Raw genomic sequence first — 17,193 nt, forward strand, 5'->3', positions numbered from 1 at the left:
TTGACCAGGGGCCGGGCCCTGTCAGGCTGCGACACCGCACTGTTGAACACTGGGATACCTGCTGGACTTCCTCACTGAGGAGAGGCCTAGAGGTTCAGCATCCGGCGCAAGCTGTCGTGGGGCATCTCGCGGAGTTCTGCGGCGATGATTCGTGTGTCCGTCCGTTGAGGTCTTGCGACCACAGATGGCCCGCGAGGCGATCAAGCGCAGGTCACACAAGGGCCTGAGCAGCCACGCTGTACTGCCGCGCGATCACCGCCTGCACAAATACCAACACCTTCACGGTAATCCATTCATGAGGATTCCGGGAATACGGACATGAATTGCTCGATCTCTGGCTCAATGTACAAGGAAACATCTTTTAGGATTGCCAAAACATCCTTGACCTCCTGGGCTAGATCCGGCATAGTGAGCCAAGTTTCCCGGCTCCGAGTGAGGACGGCAGACAGTAGGTCGTCGTCGTAGAACCCTCCAATTTCTTCCGCGTGTGCGGTATTACGCAGGATTTCCACTGCCATCGGCAACAGCCAGGGCAATCCCACGTCCTGGCCGATCAATCGTCGCATTTCCTCAACTGTGAGACTCCCGATGGGGCGGGAGCGCAGGGCGTGAATGCTCTTTACTAGGTATGTCGAGTCCGGTGGCGGGTCCGGCCATTTTTGACCTTCGAGTTCCGCTAGGGACATTTCTCGATCAATAGGGCTGCTCATGGCGTTCCTTGTGGTGGTGAGTGGTTCATTGGTTGATGTTTTAGTGGCTCTCTGAAGGCTCATTGAGTTTCATCGATGTCCGATGGAATGCAGGAATCCGTTCAAATTATTTAGCAGTCTATTTACTTCGACCTGCTTGTTCATAAGTACTTCGAGGCCGCGCTCGGTAAGTGATTCCGGAAGTTGCTTTAGTTCTAGCTCGATCACTTTCCGTACCTTATCGAGGCCATTCCTGGCCTGCTTCAGGTCGGCGATGTGATCGAAGGGCGTTCCGTCGGGCTTTCTGGCCACCACTTCGCCGTTGGCTTCTCTCCGTGCTGCGTCGTAGTGGTTGTGGTTGGGCTGCGAGTTTATCTCTCCCAGGGGGTCTCGTTTGATGTTCTCAAGTTTCTCTAGTGCTCTTTGTGCGCCGGTACTCAGTCCCAATTCGCGACACGGGCCGAGCCCCAGTGGGTCGACCCAGTTATTAGGGTTATTTACGTATGTGTTGGGATTTGGCGCCGGAGTGAGACCCAGTGGGTCAGGTGTCAGATAGCGGGCGGTTTCTGGCTCGTAGTATCGGAAAAAGTTGTAGTGAAGCCCCGTCTCCGGGTCGTAGTACTGACCGGGGAAGCGAAGTGGTGTGTAGGCTCCGCTCTTCACAGCCCAAGTTGTCGCACCCCACAGTGTGCTGCGCGTGTACCAGGCGAGCTCGCCTGACTCGTCGATGAGCTCCTTCGGCGCGCCGCCCAAGTCCGTGGCGATAGAGAAGAAACGCTCGGCGATCTTCTCTTGTGGCGTGTTCGCTGCGAAGATGCGTTCTGTCTGGGTGAGTGGACACAAACCGTCATGATCCCAGGTGAGTGCGACGGAATGCGAAGAGTCGCAGTCGTCGTGTATCTGCTCGCAGAGAATGGTGCCGTCCCAGGTGAAGGTGACTTGCTCCGCCACGGTAAGGCCGTCGTCGGCCAAGCGCTTCTTTGCGATACGACGGCCGAGCGGGTCGTAGGCGTAGCTCCACGTTTCGCCGTCCGGTGTAGCTACCTTGGCCAGGCGGTCCTCGGCATCCCATTCGTACCGCCAAGTCTCTGGCTTTCGCGAAAGACGAATCTTCTGCCGCATTGTGATTCGGCCGAGCGCGTCGTGTTCGTAGCGCACCGTTCCGGCTCGGGTGATAGCGGTCCCGTTGTAGGAGCGAGTGCCCCTCGCTTCCTGGCCAGGATGGGAACTGGGCCACGAGGCTTCGGTCTGGTTACCCGTTTCATCGTAGCTGTAGTGCTCTGTCCAGTCTGCGGCGTGGACGCCGGTGACCCGGCCGGCCATGTCGAGGTCGAATGATTTAGAGCCGGAGAGCAGGTCGTGGATACAGGTCAGGATGCCGTCGGCGCGGTAGGCATATTGGCGTCGCTGGATGCTGCGGTCAGTGCCGGTGACATGTTGGCTGGTGAGACGGCCCAGAGCGTCGAAGCCTGATGCGAAGGTGACGGCATCGCCCATGTGGCGGGCGATCTCCCGGCCTGCTGCGTCGTGTTCGAAGGTCAGTACTCGACCGGAGGAGGTGAGCGAGCTGCGGCGGCCTGCCAGGTCGTAGGTCCATTTGCTGATCGCGCCGCTCGGTGTCGTCCGGCCTGTTCGGCGCCCGAGCCTGTCGTACTGAAACGTCATGGTTTGGCCGTTGACGGTTTCGGATTTGAGTAGGCCGTAGCGGTCTCGGAGGAAGGTGACCCTTGCCTCCGGGCCGACAGCTTGTCCGAGCTGGTCGGAGAGGTCGTACTCGAACGTGGTGACCGATCCGTTGACATCCTTGGCAACGATCCGGTCCAGGGCATCGCGTTCGAAGCGGATTATTCGTCCGAGAGCATCAGTTCGTGATGTGAGCCGCCCTGCTGTGTCGCGGGCGTAGGAGAGGGTGCGACCGTCGAAGTCGGTCTCAGCTACGAGACGGCCAGCTTCGTCGTATTCGTAGTCCCAGGTCAGTCCTTGTGGGTTCAGTACCCGCCGCAGGCGTAGCTCGTGGTCGTGCTGGAATTCGTAGCGCACCCCGTCGGGACCGGTCCGGGCTGTCATGAGGTCGAAGTGCGTGTACTCGAACTGGGTCAGTGCGCCCATGGCGTCGGTGTGGGTGAGGCAGTTACCCTCCCCGTCGTACGTCCACGACTGGCGGGTGCCATCGGCCTCGATACGGCAGGCGGGTTTGCCCTCCGCGGTCCATTCGTGGCATGTGGTGCTGCCCAAGGGGTCGGTGATGGTCACCGGTCGGCCGAACGCATCACGCTCTATGTGAGTAATTGATCCCAAGGGGTCGGTGACCTCGACAGGCAGTCCCGCCTTGTTGCTTCGGATAAGGGTTGTACTGCCAAGCGCATCCGTGACAGTGGTGAGGTGGCCCGCTTCGTCGTAGATATAGCGAGTGGTGGCGCCGGAAGGGTCGGTCCTGGTTACACAGTTGCCGCGTGCGTCATATTCCTGGCCTATTGATGTCCGGTCTGGGTTGGTCATCCGTACGGGCAGGCCGAGGCCGTTGTACTCCGCGGTGGTCTCGCGCCCGTCGGGGCGGACCACCGACGTCAGGTTGCCCGCGTCGTTGTAGCGCAGCAAGAGTGTGCGGCCGAGCGGGTCGGTGCGGGACAGCAGGCGGTTGTGGCGGTCGTACTCGCTGCGAGTGACGGCTCCCAGCGGGTCGATCTCCGCGACGACTTGTGCCCGTTCGTTGATCAGGTAGCGGGTGGTGTGGCCGAGCGAGTCGGTCACAGCAGTGACGCGCAGACCGCTGTCAGGGTCGGTGTCGTCGTAGGCAAGGGTCGCACTCAGGTGCCCGCTGGCCCCGGACTGGGCGGTACAGCGGCCGTGCTCGTCGTAGACGTAGTCGAAGCGACTGCCATTGGTGTCGGTCCAGGAGTCGATCCGGCCGTGGACATCGTGACCGAAGCTCAGCGGGCGCCCCGAGGAGTTGGTGACCTCGGTGAGATGGCCGCCGGTGTAGCCGTAGCGGCGGATCTGCTGGTCCGTTCCGTCCGCTGCTGCTCCGGCCAGGTACAGGGCGGTAATCCGGCCTTCGTGGGTGGTCAGCTTCAGGTGGTAGCCGCCGCTGTGGACGATGTCGGACGGGGCGCCGGTGGCGTCGTACTCGAAGGTGATCCAGTTGCCGTTTCGGTCGTCCAGTTGGGTGAGCAGCGCCAGATTGCCGATGTGGGGGGCGAAGCGCCGGACCCGCCCGCTGGCCGGGTCGGTGACCGCGTAGTTCCCATCGGGGTCACGGTCCAGCGGCCAGCGGCGGCCGTGGGTGGGCATCACCGGGACGCCCGGGGCAGGGTGCGGATAGGCGAGCAGACTCCCGTCGTCGCCGACGAAGATCACGCCCTGGGAATCGATCTCCAGGCGCTGATCGACCGTGCTCGCCCAGGCCGGGCCGAACCAGCGGCCCCCGCAGTAGGACGACTCGAAGGACCGGTGGAAGAGCAGGGGCAGAGAACCGGGCAGTGAGATGTCAGTCTGGGGCAGCACCATGTGGCCGGTGGCGACATCGATCGGGTCCTTCACGCACTTCTTGTCCTCGGGACCTCTTGATACTTCGTCCGGCTTCTCTTCGACACCGTGCCGTGCTGCCCCAGGACCGTCCGCCCTCGCGGGGGAGTGGTGTTTCAACCCACGCCCTGCTGCGGCTTCTGCACCGTCCTTCACACCGGCCCGAAGCAGGGACTTGCCTCCGCCGGCTCCCTTCGTGCCGATGAGTTCCGGCACCAGTCGGCCGATGAACTCGCTGGGGTCCGCCTTCGCCGACTCCCACGCGCCCTTCAGCGCCCTGTCCGGGTGGGCCGCGGTGGAAGCCAGCCCGGCCAGCGTCATGTTGACGCTCTTGTAGTACTCGGCCGGGTGCGTGAGGTTGTACGGGTCGCGCGGGTCGATCGAGCGGATGAAGTTCGTGATGCCGACGGCGCCCTTCACGACGCCGCCGGTGAAGTGCGTCGACTCCACACCTTGCCCGACCGCGAAATCCGCAAGGTTGAACGTCGCCCGCTCGGTCGCGGACGGCAGCGGCGGCGCATGCTCCAGCGCCGCCGCGACCAGCCTCTGCGCCGTGCCGGCCGCCTCGTCGCGCTGACCTCGGGCATCGGCCAGGATCTCCTGCGCACGGTCCCGCTGGGCCGTGCCCGGGTCGACGAATGCACCCGGCCGGGGCAGCGGGTCCTTGCTGCCGTACGCCTCCTTGTAGGCGTCGACCTTCTTGTTGTACGCGGTGACCGCCGACCGGGAGGCCTGATCGCCCGACCGGTAGACCTCGATCGCCTCCTGCGCCTTTCCCTGCGCCCACGTCACGGTCGTGGCGTACGTCTCCAGAGCCCTGGCCGCCTCGTCGAAGGCGTCCGAGGCCCGCATCCAGTTGGTGGGGACGGTCGTGAACTTCTCCCGGAACGTGTCCGCCGCCACGCCCTTCCACCGGCTGGAGTCCAGGGCCTTCATGCCCCGGCCGACCAGGTCGAACGCACTCTTGAAGTCCCGGAGGTTCTGCACGCTCGCGCTGATCTTCGCCACGTTGCCGTGAACCAGCTCGTTCGCCTGCTCGCTCTGTCCGAGCTGCTGCTCACCGACCTTCGCGCCGAGAGAGGAAGCCGCACGGTCGCCCCAGTCCTCGACGATGTCAGCCATCGCGTCCTGGTTGATGTGCTCAAGTCCGTCGCCGGCCTTGTCCGTCGCCCAGTCGACCCCCTCGCCGAGCTTCTTCTTCCCCTCCTCCCAGCCGTCCTCCAGCTTGCCGAGGCCCTTCTCCGCCCATGCACCCCAGTCCGGCATCAGCGATCACCCCAATTCGGCTGCTGTGCCTGCCTGACGGCCTCTTCCGACGGGTCGAACGTCCTGCGGGCCTGCTCGTCGGCCGCCTCACGCACCTCGGGCGAGATCACCCCCGAATTACGCATCGAGTCGAGCATCCCGTCCTGCACGTCGTACCCCGTGTCCCGCCAGGCCTGCCCCACCTCCTCCCGCGCCCGCTCGAACGACTCCTGGCTCCCGTCGGCACCGTCGTACGGCGACTGGGACCTGATCTCGTCCCAGCTCTTCTCCTTGACCTCGTCCTCGCTCAGATGCGGATTGCCGTTCACGGCGTTCATCGCGATCTTGAACGTGTCCTTGACGTACTGCTCCTGCTCATGAAACGCCCCCACCGACAGCCCCACCCCGGCCGCGAAACTGTTACCCCACGCCATCAGCCCCCGCACGCCCCACTCCCACCGCTCGCAGAACGCCTCGAACCCCGCAGCAAGACCCTCATGCCCCAACTCCAGCCCCGACAGCGCCAGATCCGAGAAACCACGCCCCGTCGTCGCCTCGCCGATCAGCCCGAGGTCCTTCAACTCACCGTGCGCCTTGTCGATCCCCTGCGCGATCAACGCCAGTGCGTCCTGCGGAACCTCCAGATCCGGCTGCTGCCCCCCGCTCACGCGGACTCCCCGAGATCCACCGCGACCGCCTCAGGCACGACCCCCGCCACCGGCGGGAACAGCACCCCGTCCTCGCTGCCCGCATCCAGCGCAACCCCCGCCGGACCCGGCAACAGCGGAACCATCACATCCAGCAACCGCGCACCGAGAATCGCCCGGTACGTCCACTCCCTGCCGGCATCACCCTGTGCGTAGGCAAACCTGGCCAGCGCCTCCTCGTCCGAGAACGCACAGATCCAGCGCACGCCGTTCCGATCGGCAGACCACAGACTCCCCGACGCGTCGAACGGGACCAGCACCGCCGTACGACGGAACTCGCCCAGCAGCACTGCGAACTCCCGACGCGCAGCAACCAGCGGATCGCCCTCGACGCCCGGCGTCGGCACGGAAACCTCCGGCGCTTCCGGCATCGGTGGAGTCACCGGACCGGCCAAGTCGGCGAGTCGTAGCGGCCGTTGTCGGTTCGATGTCTTGTCCCCACCCGTGGTCATAGGCGAGATCATCACATGTTCGAATTTCCGACTGCAATGCGATGCTGTCTGCTGACCGAAAAGCGACGGATGCGGTCGAGCAACAGGCGCGGCCGTCTCTCGTTCAGCCGAGGCCGGCGTTGCCGGCCTTCACTGCCGACACAAGCGCACGGAGTACGGCTCGGTTCGTCGTGACGATGTGCTCCGGGCTTTCGCTCTCGCGGATCGCGATGTCTGTGCCCTCTGCTGCGGCAACCTCGACGCAGTTGTTGCCGCCGCCTGCGCAGAACGAAGAGCGCTGCCAGTAGCTTTCGGGCATGTTGTGACCTCTCACAGCTCGCGGGCGATCGACCGGATGAGACTTCGCGACTCTCCGGGAGGGAGTGCGGAGCCTTCCATCAGGTCCAAAAGGGAACGATAGTTCCCCAGTGGTGTCGGGGCATCAATGAATTGGCCGCCGAACGAGGTGTCGAGTTGGACCGTGTCGAGTTGTGGGACGGGACCCTCGGCGTAGAGGACTGACTGTCCGGCGCCGTGAAAGGGGCCCGCGCTGAACGGGATGACCAGCAGAGTCACGTGATCCAGCTCGGACGCGTCCGCCAGATGGTCGAGCTGGCGGCGGGACACGTCCCGGCCGCCGAACTCCAGCCGCAGCGCGGCCTCGTGGATGATGCCGAGGTAGGGGGTCGGGTTTTCTCCGGTGACGACGGCCTGGCGGCCCATGCGGTGGGCCACCCGGAGTTCCACTTCCAGCCGGGGCAACCTGGGCACCGCGAAGTCGAAAATTGCCCGCGCGTGCTCCTCGATCTGGAAGAGGCCTGGCAAGTGGACCGTCTGTGCCGTCCGGATGCGTGTGGCGAAGTGCTCGATCTCGGAGACGTCGAGGTGACTGTCGGGGAGCTTGCCCCGGTACTCATCCCACCAGTGTCGCGTCCGGCGGCCCCCTGCCATCGAGGCGAGTGCGTCGACCAACGCCGAGTCCGGACACCTGTAGTGGCAGGCGATCTGGCGAACGCGTTCCTCGCTGAGCCCGGTGCGTGCAGCCTCGATGTTGGAGATCATCGAGCGATCTGCGCCGAGCATCGAGGCCGCCTCCAGGATTGAGATGCCAGCCTGCTCGCGCATGCGTCGGACCTCAACGGCCAGGCGGCGTTGGCGGCCTGTGGGTGCAATTCGTGGAGCCATGGGTCCTCTCTCGTGCGCGCACAGTCTTGCAGGGGGGCGTGGAACGGTCCAGCGAGCCGAAGTTGACTCACTCATTCGTGGAAAAGTACTCACATGTGAGTCGAGGTGTCTTAGTTTATGACCTGCGCCGCCGATGTGACCGGAGGCTGCGGAAGCGCACCGATCCACCCCGCCCACCCGGGAAGGCGGGGCTCCGGACCGGCATTGCCACCGCCACCCGGACCGCAACCACCCGTGGCGCACGTCCACTTGAGACCACTCGCACGCACCCCAGGAGGTGCCCGTGAGGACCGAACCCACCCCCTACGTCCCGTACGCCCACCAACACCCCGTCCCCATTCCCTTCGCCGAACCCTGGCAGTACGAACTCGCCTTCCCCTGCGACCCGCGCAGCCCCCGGATCGCCCGTACCACCCTCCGCGCCATCCTCGGTGCCCACGAACTGACCGAACTCAGCTACCGGGCCGAACTGTTGACGTCCGAGCTGACCACCAACTCCGTACGGCACACCAAGGGGCCGGCCGCCGTGCGGCTCCAGTGGCGGCACCCGGTGCTCCGGATCAGCGTCTGGGACATGAGCCCGGACCTGCCCAAGCCGTACGCCCCGCCCGTCGCCCCCCACGCCGAAGCCGGGCGGGGCATGGCCATCCTCGAACTCGTCGCGGACCGATGGGGCGGGTGCGCCATAGGGGAAGGGGCGCTCGGGCCGGGCGGCAAGACCGTCTGGTTCGAGCTCGCGCTCGGTGCCTGAGCCGCGGATACGGCGACGCCCCGCGCGGCCACGTCCGACCCCTGTACGGGCGTGGTCGCGCGGGGCGGGCCGTGGACTCAGGAAGCCTGACGCAGGGGTACGGACCTGGCGAAGAACTCCGTGAGGACCGGGGCCACCGCCTGCGGGGCAAGATCGCGGGTCTGGCCGGTCAGGGTGCGGTGGCGGGCGCGGGGGAGCGCGTCCGCCAGGGCGAGGGTCGACAGACGTGCGCCGGTGGGGCTGGAGCCGCCGCAGATCACCAGGGTGCGGGCCGTGACGGAGGCGAACCGGGCGGCCGGAATCGCGCCGTTGCCGAGCAGTGCGTCGTCGTACGCGAGGGTGTGGGCCATCGCCACCAGGTCGCTCCACCGCGGGGCGCGGCGCATCCGGGCGATCATGTCGGCCGGTACGCCCGTCACGGAGAGGAACAGCTCGACGGCTCCCGCGCGGTCCCCGGTGGTCAGCAGCCGGTGCAGGCGGGAGGTGCAGCATGCCTTGTACTGCAGGCCCGAGGCGCTCGGCGTGTAGGGCGGTTCGTACACCGCCAGCAGGTCCACGGGGAGGCCGGCGGCCTGCGCCTCCAGGGCCAGCGCGCCGCCGGCTCCCGTGCCGAACACCGAGGCCCGGCCGCCCACCGCGGTGACGAGCGCGGCCAGGTCCTCGATCTCGCGTTCCACCGCGTACGGGCCGCTGTCGCCGCTGGAGCCTCGGCCACGCCTGTCGTACGTGACGACGTGGAAGTGCGGCGCGAGCAGGCGCGCCAGCGGCGCCTCGGTCGCCGCCGTGCCCAGCGCGCCGCCCACCAGGATCACCGGCGGTCCGTCACCCCGGTGCCGGTACGCGATCACGGTGCCGTCACGGGAGAGAATCTTGTCCATGCGAGGGTGGACCGCCGGGCCCGGGAAAACTCATCGCTCCGGCCGGAGTTTTTTTGAAGTTCTTCGAACTCCCAGGTCAGAGGAGTTCGTGACGATCAGTCGGTGACTTTCTCGGTGGCGTAGAAGCAGAAGTGGTCCTTGATCGCGGCGACTTCGGGCTTCGGATCCGGGTAGGCCCAGACGAGGTCCGCGACGTCCGGCAGCGACCAGTAGGAGGCATCTCCCTTGAACGGGCAGTGAGTACGGGTGTCCGAAGCCGTCAGGAGGTCCGTACGGACGTCCTCGGGCGGCAGGTAGTAGCGGACCGGACAGCCCGTCTCGCGCAGGACGAGCGGGCGCCGGCTCTCGGCGAGCACCTGTCCGTCGCGGACCACCCGTACATGCTCGGTGCCGGGCTCGACCGTGATGCGGTGTCCTGGTGACGTAGTCATGCAAGGTTCAGCCGTTTCGCGGACCGGTTTCTTCCCCGGTCCTTCCCCCGGCCGGACTTTTGACCGGGTGCCGGGGTGTGTCGGTGGTGACCTTTACGGTTGCTCCATGAAGATCTGTGTTTTTCTCTCCGCCGCCGACCTCGACGAGCGCTACACCCGGCCCGCCCGTGAATTCGCCGAGCTGATCGGCAAGGGCGGACACACCCTGGTCTGGGGAGGCTCGGAGAGCGGGCTGATGAAGGTCGTCGCCGACGGGGTCCAGGAGTCGGGCGGGCGGCTGGTGGGGGTGTCGGTCGAGTTCCTGGCCGCGAAGGCGCGTCCCCACGCGGACGAGATGGTGATCGCGCGCGATCTCGCCGAGCGCAAGGCGCTGCTCCTGGAGAAGGCCGACGCGGTCGTGATCATGGTGGGTGGTACCGGGACGCTCGACGAGGCGACCGAGATCCTGGAGCTGAAGAAGCACGGCAAGCACGACAAGCCGGTCGTCCTGCTCAACACGGGGGGCTTCTACGACGGGCTGCGCCAGCAGTTCCAGCGCATGGAGGACGAGGGCTTCCTGCCCGTCCCACTGGCCGAGCTGGTGTTCTTCGCCAAGGACGGTGTGGGCGCCCTGGCCCACCTGGAGGAGTGGTCCGGCCTGCGGTGACGGGGCGGCGGGGGTGCGATCATGGTGGGCATGTCCACTCATGTCATCACCGGTGCCGGCTCCGGCATCGGAGCCGCCGTCACCCGTCGTCTCCTGGAGCGCGGTGACGAGATCGTGCTGCTCGCACGCGACGCGGGCCGTGCCAAGGAGCTGGCCGAGCTGCACCCCGGTGCCCGCACGCTCGTCGGCGATCTCTCCAATCCGGACCGGCTCTCGTGGGCGTTCGCCCAGCAGGCGATGCCGGAGCGGGTCGACTCGCTGCTGCACATCGCGGGCGTCGTGGAGCTCGGCAAGGTCGGTGACCTCACGCCCAAGGCCTGGCACTTCCAGCTCAACGCCAACCTGGTCGCTCCCGCGGAGATCACCCGGCTCCTCCTGCCGCAGCTGCGCGTCGCCCAGGGCCATGTGCTCTTCGTGAACTCGGGCGCCGGCCTCGCCGCGCACGCCGAGTGGAGCGCGTACGCCGCGAGCAAGCACGGCCTGAAGGCCCTCGCCGACTCGCTGCGCCACGAGGAGCACGCCAACGGCGTCCGGGTCACCTCCGTCTACCCGGGGCGCACCGCCAGCCCCATGCAGGCCAAGGTCCACCGCCAGGAGGGCAAGGAGTACGACCCCTCCCGCCTGATCGACCCGGAGTCGGTGGCCACCACGATCCTGATGGCGATCGACCTGCCGCGCGACGCCGAGGTCAACGATCTGACGGTGCGCCCCGGCCGCTGAGCGCCGCAGAGCGGTCACCACCACCGGCCGGGCGGCGCCACTCCCGAAGCAACGCCCTAGGCTTCCCGTGTGAGCGAGAAGAGCAAGTTCAGCGGTTGCCCGGCCAGCGGGATCGGGTCCATGCCCGGGAGAGACGCGCGGGAGGCGGCGAAGACCGTCACCGGTTCCTTCGGGGACGGCGAGGGCCTGCCGTACCTGGCGGAACTGCCCGCCCGCGGGCCCGGCGCGGACATGATCGGGCGGACCATCGGGCTGCTCGTCGACCTGTACGCGCATGTCGAGCCCAGCGGCTGGCGGATCAGCGACCGGCCCGGACGCGACACCCGGCGGGCCAGGTCCTGGCTCGGCGAGGACCTCGACGCCCTGGAGGAGTTCACCCAGGGGTACGAGGGGCCGCTCAAGGTCCAGGCCGTCGGGCCCTGGACGCTGGCCGCCGCACTGGAACGCCGGGGCGGCGAGGCCGCGCTCGGCGACCCGGGGGCCTGCCGTGATCTGGCGGGCTCGCTGGCGGAGGGACTGCGCGCCCACCTCGCGGAGGTACGCCGCAGGGTGCCCGGCGCCCAAGTGATTCTCCAGCTCGACGAGCCGTCGCTGACCGGCGTACTGCGCGGGCGGATCAGGACGGCCAGCGGCTACCGCACCTACCGGGCCGTGGACCGCCAGGTCGTGGAGGGCACCCTGCGCGACGTCCTGGCGGCGGGCGGGGACGCAGCGACGCTCGTGCACACCTGCGCGCCCGAGGTGCCGTTCGCGCTGCTGCGCCGGGCCGGGGCCGACGGCATCTCGTTCGACTTCTCGTTGCTCACCGAGCGTGAGGAGGACGCGATCGGGGAAGCCGTCGAGGGCGGCACCCAGCTCTTCCTCGGGGTGGTGCCGGGCACCGACCCGGCCTCGGGCGGATTGTCGGACCCGGGCGGTAGCGTCATGGGTGTCAGGACGCTGTGGCGCAGGCTGGGGCTGAATCCGGGGACTCTGGCGGAGTCCGTGGTGATCACCCCGTCGTGCGGGCTCGCGGGTGCCTCGCCCGCGTACGCGCGCGCCGCGCTCGCCCACTGCGCCCGGGCCGCGAGATCGCTCGCAGACAACCCTGAGTAACGGGGCAACGGGTAACGGGAGGACGAGACGATGGCCGGCGAACACACGGCGATGCCCGCACAGGTCCAGGAGCAGCACGCGCTCCTCGCCGAGCAGGTCGAGGAGCACCGCTTCCGGTACTACGTGAACGACCAGCCGGTCGTCAGCGACGCCGAGTTCGACCGGCTGATGCGCGAGCTGGAGACGCTGGAGGAGGCGTATCCGCAGCTGCGCACGCCGGATTCGCCGACGCAGAAGGTCGCGGGCCCGTACCGGACGGAATTCACCTCCGTCGAGCACCGCGAGCGGATGCTCTCGCTGGACAACGCCTTCGACGACCTGGAGCTGGCCGCCTGGGGCGAGCGGATCGCCAAGGAGGTCGGCACCGCCGACCACCACTTCCTGTGCGAGCCGAAGGTCGACGGCCTCGCGGTCAACCTCACCTACGAGCACGGGCGGCTGACCCGGGCCGCCACCCGCGGCGACGGCCGCACCGGCGAGGACATCACCCCCAACGTCCGTACGATCGCCGAGATCCCGCACCGGCTGAAGGGCGACCGCATCCCGGCGCTGGTCGAGATCCGAGGCGAGGTCTTCTTCCCGATGGAGGCCTTCGAGGAGCTCAACGCCCGGCTCGTCGAGGCCGACGACAAACCGTTCGCCAATCCGCGCAACGCGGCGGCGGGTTCGCTGCGCCAGAAAGACCCGAAGGTCACCGCCACCCGCCCGCTGCACATGGTGGTGCACGGCATCGGCGCCCGTGAGGGCTTCGACATCGACTGCCTCTCGCACGCCTACGAGCTGCTGCGCGAATGGGGCCTGCCCACCGCCAAGTACAACAAGGTGGTGGATTCCCTCGACGGGGTACGGGAGTTCATCCGGTACTTCGGTGAGAACCGGCACTCCGTGGAGCACGAGATCGACGGGGTCGTCGTCAAGCTCGACGAGATCCCGCTCCAGGGCCGGCTCGGCTCCACCTCGCGCGCCCCGCGCTGGGCGATCGCCTGGAAGTACGCCCCGGAGGAGGTCAACACCAAGCTGGTCAACATCCGGGTCGGCATCGGCCGGACCGGCCGGGTCACCCCGTACGCCCAGGTCGAACCGGTCGAAGTGGCGGGCTCCGAGGTGGAGTTCGCCACCCTGCACAACCAGAACGTGGTGAAGGCGAAGGGCGTCCTCATCGGGGACACGGTGGTGCTCCGCAAGGCGGGCGACGTGATCCCGGAGATCCTCGGCCCGGTCGTCGACCTCCGTGACGGCACCGAGCGTGCGTTCGTCATGCCGACGCACTGCCCCGAGTGCGGTACGGAGCTGAAGCCCATGAAGGAGGCGGACATCGACGTCCGCTGTCCCAACGCCCGCTCCTGCCCAGCCCAGTTGCGGGAGCGCCTCGCCTATCTCGCGGGCCGCAAGTGCCTGGACATCGACCACTTCGGCTATGTCGCCGCCGCGGCCCTGACCGAGCCGCTGGAGCCCGCCGAGCCGCCGCTGCGCGACGAGGGCGATCTCTTCGGGCTGACCGTCGAGGAGCTGCTGCCGATCCGGGCCTATGTCCGGGACCAGGACAGCGGGCTGCCCAAGCGCGACCCGAAGACCGGTCAGGAGAAGACCGCCTGGGTCTTCGCCAACCAGCAGGGCGAGCCGAAGAAGAACGCCCTCGCCATGCTCGACGCCATCGCCGCGGCCAAGGAGGCGCCGCTCGCCCGGATCCTCACCGGGCTGTCCATCCGGCACGTGGGACCGATCGCGGCCGCGGAGCTGGCCCGTCAGTTCCGCTCCATCGACCGGATCGACGAGGCGACCGAGCAGGAGCTGGTCGAGGCCGACAGGGTCGGGGCCGTCATCGCCGCATCGGTGAAGCAGTGGCTCGCCGAGGACTGGCACCGGGAGATCCTGCGCAAGTGGCGGGAGGCCGGGGTCCGGATGGCCGATGAGGAGGCGGGGGAGGACACGGGGCCGCGCCCGCTCGAAGGTCTCACCGTCGTCGTCACCGGCACGCTGGCCGGGCACACCAGGGATGGCGCGAAAGAGGCGCTCCAGAGCCGCGGGGCGAAGGTGACAGGTTCCGTTTCGAAGAAGACCTCCTTCGTGGTCGTCGGTGACAACCCCGGTTCGAAGTACGAAAAGGCCATGCAGCTGAAGGTGCCGGTGCTGGACGAGGACGGCTTCGCCGTACTGCTCGAACAGGGTCCGGATGCGGCGCGCGAGGCGGCCGTTCCGGTGGGAGAACCGGCGGAATAGGACAGATTTCTGTCATGGACCGATTGCACGGGGCGGGGACTTGGCATGGGGCGGTCCGGTGGGCACACGGCGAACAAGGAGGCGGATAAGGGGTGCGGCGGGACAGACGGGGGCAAGGTTTTCGTGTGGTGTCCGGTTCACCCGATCGGCGCATAGCAGATGCTGACGGATGGTCGGTCCGCATTCGGGCAAGAGCGTCAGAGCGCTGCCCGTAGATGCCTTCCGCGGCCTACTGTTGAGAGGCGCACCTGCCGTGCCCGGCCGCGGGGTGGGAAACCGGGTCGTGTCGGCATGGAACGGAACCATCAGGTGACATCGGCACCGCCGGCTGTGAGAGGGACGGAATGAAACCGACCGAGAGCGCCGCACCGGTGTCGCGGCTGCAAGGTTTCGTCGGCCTCACGCCAAAAGTGGGTGCCGTTGTCATCGCGATCGCCGTTGTTCAGATCGCGACCGGTTTCTACCGGACCGTGAGCGAAGGACACGCGCTCTTCCCCGACGGCAGAGCCGGTTGGTCCCTCGCGGTCCTGACCGGGATCATCGTCGGCCATCTCGTCGCGCTCGGACGCGACCGCTGGTGGGGCGGCACCGGTTCCGGGGCCTCCCTCACCCTGGCCGTGCTGCTGCTCTACGGCTGGGTGCCCGCCGGACTGGTCAGCCTGGTCGTCGTCGTCCTCGTCGGTGTCGCCCGCAGACACCGCTGGTGGCAGGGGCTGCTGCACGGCGCGGTGGACATCCTGGGGATAGGCGCGGCGGCCCTGGTGCTCGCCGCGTTCGGCGAGGTGCAGACCGTCGAATCACCGTGGCAGCCACTCGACTGGGGCATCGGCGCCGTCCCGGAGGTCCTCCTGGCCGCCTCCACCTATCTCCTGGTCACCCGGGTCCTGCTGTGGTACGCCGGGACCCCCCAGGGCGGCGGACTGCCGACCGTCGCCCGCACCGCCCTGCTGCGCCAGGGCCTGGTCGCGGTCGCCCTGCTCGGCATCGCACCGCTGATCTGCGTCGTCGCGATGGTCACCCCCCTGCTCCTGCCGCTCTTCGCGGTCCCGCTGATCGCCCTGGACTCCGCGCTCTGGATCGCCCGGGCCCGCGCCGAGGAGCAGCTGCGCGACCCGCTGACCGGGCTGCCCAACCGGCAGTGGCTGCTGGAGCGCACCTGGACGGCCCTGGAGGACGCCGAATCCGTCGGTGCCAGGTCCGCTCTGGTCCTGATCGACCTCGACCGTTTCCGTGCGGTCAATGACACCCTCGGCCATCTGGCGGGGGACCGGCTGCTGTTGCAGATAGCGGAGCGTCTCCGGCTCGCGCTGCCCCGGGGCGCGGAGGCCGCGCGGCTCGGCGGCGACGAGTTCGCGGTGCTCCTGCCGACCGCCGACTCCACCACCAGCGCCCAGCGGGTCGCCCGCCATCTCGTCGCCGAGCTGTCCTCCCCGCTGGATCTCGACGGTCTCACCCTGGTGCTGGAGGCCAGCGCCGGAGTCGCCGTCTACCCGGACCACGCGCTGGACGCCGAAGGGCTGCTCAGGCGCGCCGACGTCGCGATGTACCAGGCCAAGCGGGACCGCACGGGCGTCGAGGTCTACGAGTCGAAGCGGGACAGCAACACTCCGGACCGGCTAGGGCTCCTGGGCGATCTGCGCCGTGCGCTGGACGCCGGAGAGGTCGAGCTCCACTACCAGCCGAAGGTCCGCTTCGACGGCCAGGTGGCCGGCCTCGAAGCCCTGGTGCGCTGGGTGCATCCGGAGCGCGGCAGGGTCCCCCCGGACGAGTTCATCGCCATCGCCGAGTCGTCCGGCCTCATGCCGCACCTCACGGAGTACGTCCTGGAGACGGCGCTGGCCCAGGTCGCCCGGTGGCGGGCGCAGGGACTCTTCGTCCCGGTCGCCGTCAATGTCTCCCCGCGCGACGTCCACACCCCCGGGTTCGCGGGCGGCGTCGCGGCCCGGCTCGCCCGGCACGGCGTCCCGGCCGGGGCACTGCAGCTGGAAATAACGGAACACGTGCTGCTGGAGGATCCGCAGCGCGCCGCCGACACCCTCGCCGGACTGACCGGGCACGGCGTGAAGATGTCCCTCGACGACTTCGGCACGGGGTACTCCTCACTCGTCCATCTGCGACGGCTGCCGGTCAGCGAGCTGAAGATCGACCGCTCGTTCGTCGCCCGGCTGGCCGTGGACAACGAGGACGCCGAGATCGTCCGCTGCACGATCGACCTGGCCCACTCGCTCGGCCTGCTGGTCGTCGCGGAAGGCGTCGAGGACGACGAGACCTGGGAGCGGCTGCGGGATCTGCGCTGCGACGCGGTGCAGGGGTGGCTGGTCGCCGCGGCCATGCCGCCGCAGGAGACCACGGCCTGGCTGCGGGCGCGGGGCGAGCACGGCTGGCGGCGGCCGGCCGAGCTGGCGGCAGCGGCGGCCGCCGCGGCGGCAGCGGCCGGTGCGCCGCCGGAGCTGGAGCAGCGGCAGCCCGGCCGTCCGGTCAATTCACGGCCCGCGACGACCTGAGCCCGCGGGGGCCACCGGCGGCGCGTCCGGTGGCCCCCGTCCTCGGGCGCGAAGCCGGGCCGGAGGCGGCGCGGGAGCCGGAAATCCTCGTTCGACCAGGGTGTTCGCCCGGGTGGCGGGAGTGGTGGCGGGCGACCCCATAGGATTGGGAGTCGGCGGCACATTT

At 68.1% G+C, this 17,193-nt stretch carries 14 protein-coding genes; 6 read left to right on the forward strand and 8 right to left on the reverse strand.

The annotated features are described in order from the left end of the window. Positions 1–293 precede the first annotated feature (293 nt). The 6 genes from BT364_RS21485 to BT364_RS21510 all read right to left on the reverse strand — a co-directional run bounded on the left by BT364_RS21485 (position 294) and on the right by BT364_RS21510 (position 7,782). A complete protein-coding gene (locus tag BT364_RS21485) occupies positions 294–710 on the reverse strand; it encodes a contact-dependent growth inhibition system immunity protein (protein ID WP_256260115.1) in 417 nt (138 codons plus the stop codon). A 69-nt stretch (positions 711–779) separates the two neighbouring features. After that, positions 780–5,480, reverse strand: coding sequence for a putative T7SS-secreted protein (locus BT364_RS21490; protein WP_072486836.1), 4,701 nt, complete (start codon positions 5,478–5,480; stop codon positions 780–782). After that, positions 5,480–6,127: a hypothetical protein gene (locus BT364_RS21495; RefSeq protein WP_072486837.1), complete on the reverse strand. Its 648-nt coding sequence runs from the start codon at positions 6,125–6,127 to the stop codon at positions 5,480–5,482. Before BT364_RS21495 ends, BT364_RS21490 begins: the two co-directional genes overlap by 1 nt. Beyond that, complete coding sequence (locus BT364_RS21500) at positions 6,124–6,618, reverse strand: SseB family protein (protein ID WP_177328186.1); 495 nt, start codon at positions 6,616–6,618, stop codon at positions 6,124–6,126. Before BT364_RS21500 ends, BT364_RS21495 begins: the two co-directional genes overlap by 4 nt. A gap of 103 nt (positions 6,619–6,721) precedes the next feature. Further along, the gene (locus BT364_RS21505; protein ID WP_072486838.1) at positions 6,722–6,916 is read right to left on the reverse strand and encodes a DUF397 domain-containing protein; all 195 of its coding nucleotides are present in this window, start codon (positions 6,914–6,916) and stop codon (positions 6,722–6,724) included. An 11-nt stretch (positions 6,917–6,927) separates the two neighbouring features. Next, entirely contained in the window at positions 6,928–7,782 is an 855-nt protein-coding gene (locus tag BT364_RS21510) for a Scr1 family TA system antitoxin-like transcriptional regulator (RefSeq protein ID WP_072486839.1), read from the reverse strand. A 283-nt stretch (positions 7,783–8,065) separates the two neighbouring features. Here BT364_RS21510 and BT364_RS21515 point away from each other — a divergent pair, with 283 nt between their 5' ends. Beyond that, positions 8,066–8,533 carry an ATP-binding protein gene (locus BT364_RS21515; protein ID WP_079179570.1) on the forward strand — a complete coding sequence of 156 codons (468 nt, stop codon included), beginning with the start codon at positions 8,066–8,068 and terminating at the stop codon, positions 8,531–8,533. A gap of 77 nt (positions 8,534–8,610) precedes the next feature. Here BT364_RS21515 and BT364_RS21520 read toward each other — a convergent pair whose 3' ends face one another. Then, a complete protein-coding gene (locus BT364_RS21520; protein WP_072486840.1) occupies positions 8,611–9,411 on the reverse strand; it encodes an alpha/beta fold hydrolase in 801 nt (266 codons plus the stop codon). A gap of 95 nt (positions 9,412–9,506) precedes the next feature. Beyond that, positions 9,507–9,842 carry a DUF427 domain-containing protein gene (locus BT364_RS21525; RefSeq protein WP_072486841.1) on the reverse strand — a complete coding sequence of 112 codons (336 nt, stop codon included), beginning with the start codon at positions 9,840–9,842 and terminating at the stop codon, positions 9,507–9,509. Between the two features lie 106 nt (positions 9,843–9,948). Between BT364_RS21525 and BT364_RS21530 the strand changes: the two genes are divergently transcribed. The 5 genes from BT364_RS21530 (at position 9,949) to BT364_RS21550 (ending at position 17,027) form a co-directional block, all read left to right on the forward strand. After that, positions 9,949–10,488, forward strand: coding sequence for an LOG family protein (locus BT364_RS21530; RefSeq protein ID WP_072486842.1), 540 nt, complete (start codon positions 9,949–9,951; stop codon positions 10,486–10,488). Positions 10,489–10,518: 30 nt separating this feature from the next. Further along, on the forward strand, positions 10,519–11,208 hold the full coding sequence (locus BT364_RS21535; RefSeq protein WP_072486843.1) for an SDR family oxidoreductase: 690 nt from the start codon (positions 10,519–10,521) through the stop codon (positions 11,206–11,208). A 69-nt stretch (positions 11,209–11,277) separates the two neighbouring features. After that, on the forward strand, positions 11,278–12,303 hold the full coding sequence (locus tag BT364_RS21540; protein WP_072486844.1) for a methionine synthase: 1,026 nt from the start codon (positions 11,278–11,280) through the stop codon (positions 12,301–12,303). A gap of 30 nt (positions 12,304–12,333) precedes the next feature. Then, positions 12,334–14,523: an NAD-dependent DNA ligase LigA gene (gene ligA, locus BT364_RS21545; RefSeq protein WP_072486845.1), complete on the forward strand. Its 2,190-nt coding sequence runs from the start codon at positions 12,334–12,336 to the stop codon at positions 14,521–14,523. Positions 14,524–14,867: 344 nt separating this feature from the next. Continuing rightward, positions 14,868–17,027, forward strand: a complete 2,160-nt coding sequence (locus tag BT364_RS21550; RefSeq protein ID WP_072486846.1) for a putative bifunctional diguanylate cyclase/phosphodiesterase — start codon at positions 14,868–14,870, stop codon at positions 17,025–17,027. Positions 17,028–17,193: the final 166 nt, after the last annotated feature.

This window comes from Streptomyces atratus (assembly GCF_900119365.1).
Lineage (GTDB): Bacteria > Actinomycetota > Actinomycetes > Streptomycetales > Streptomycetaceae > Streptomyces > Streptomyces atratus_B.

Coding starts and splice junctions, on each gene's coding strand:
- BT364_RS21530 (WP_072486842.1), top strand. CDS start 9,949: ATGAAGATCTGTGTTTTTCTCTCCGCCGCCGACCTCGACGAGCGCTAC.
- BT364_RS21525 (WP_072486841.1), bottom strand. CDS start 9,842: ATGACTACGTCACCAGGACACCGCATCACGGTCGAGCCCGGCACCGAG.
- BT364_RS21510 (WP_072486839.1), bottom strand. CDS start 7,782: ATGGCTCCACGAATTGCACCCACAGGCCGCCAACGCCGCCTGGCCGTT.
- BT364_RS21505 (WP_072486838.1), bottom strand. CDS start 6,916: ATGCCCGAAAGCTACTGGCAGCGCTCTTCGTTCTGCGCAGGCGGCGGC.
- BT364_RS21520 (WP_072486840.1), bottom strand. CDS start 9,411: ATGGACAAGATTCTCTCCCGTGACGGCACCGTGATCGCGTACCGGCAC.
- BT364_RS21550 (WP_072486846.1), top strand. CDS start 14,868: ATGAAACCGACCGAGAGCGCCGCACCGGTGTCGCGGCTGCAAGGTTTC.
- BT364_RS21485 (WP_256260115.1), bottom strand. CDS start 710: ATGAGCAGCCCTATTGATCGAGAAATGTCCCTAGCGGAACTCGAAGGT.
- BT364_RS21490 (WP_072486836.1), bottom strand. CDS start 5,480: ATGCCGGACTGGGGTGCATGGGCGGAGAAGGGCCTCGGCAAGCTGGAG.
- ligA (WP_072486845.1), top strand. CDS start 12,334: ATGGCCGGCGAACACACGGCGATGCCCGCACAGGTCCAGGAGCAGCAC.
- BT364_RS21500 (WP_177328186.1), bottom strand. CDS start 6,618: ATGACCACGGGTGGGGACAAGACATCGAACCGACAACGGCCGCTACGA.
- BT364_RS21535 (WP_072486843.1), top strand. CDS start 10,519: ATGTCCACTCATGTCATCACCGGTGCCGGCTCCGGCATCGGAGCCGCC.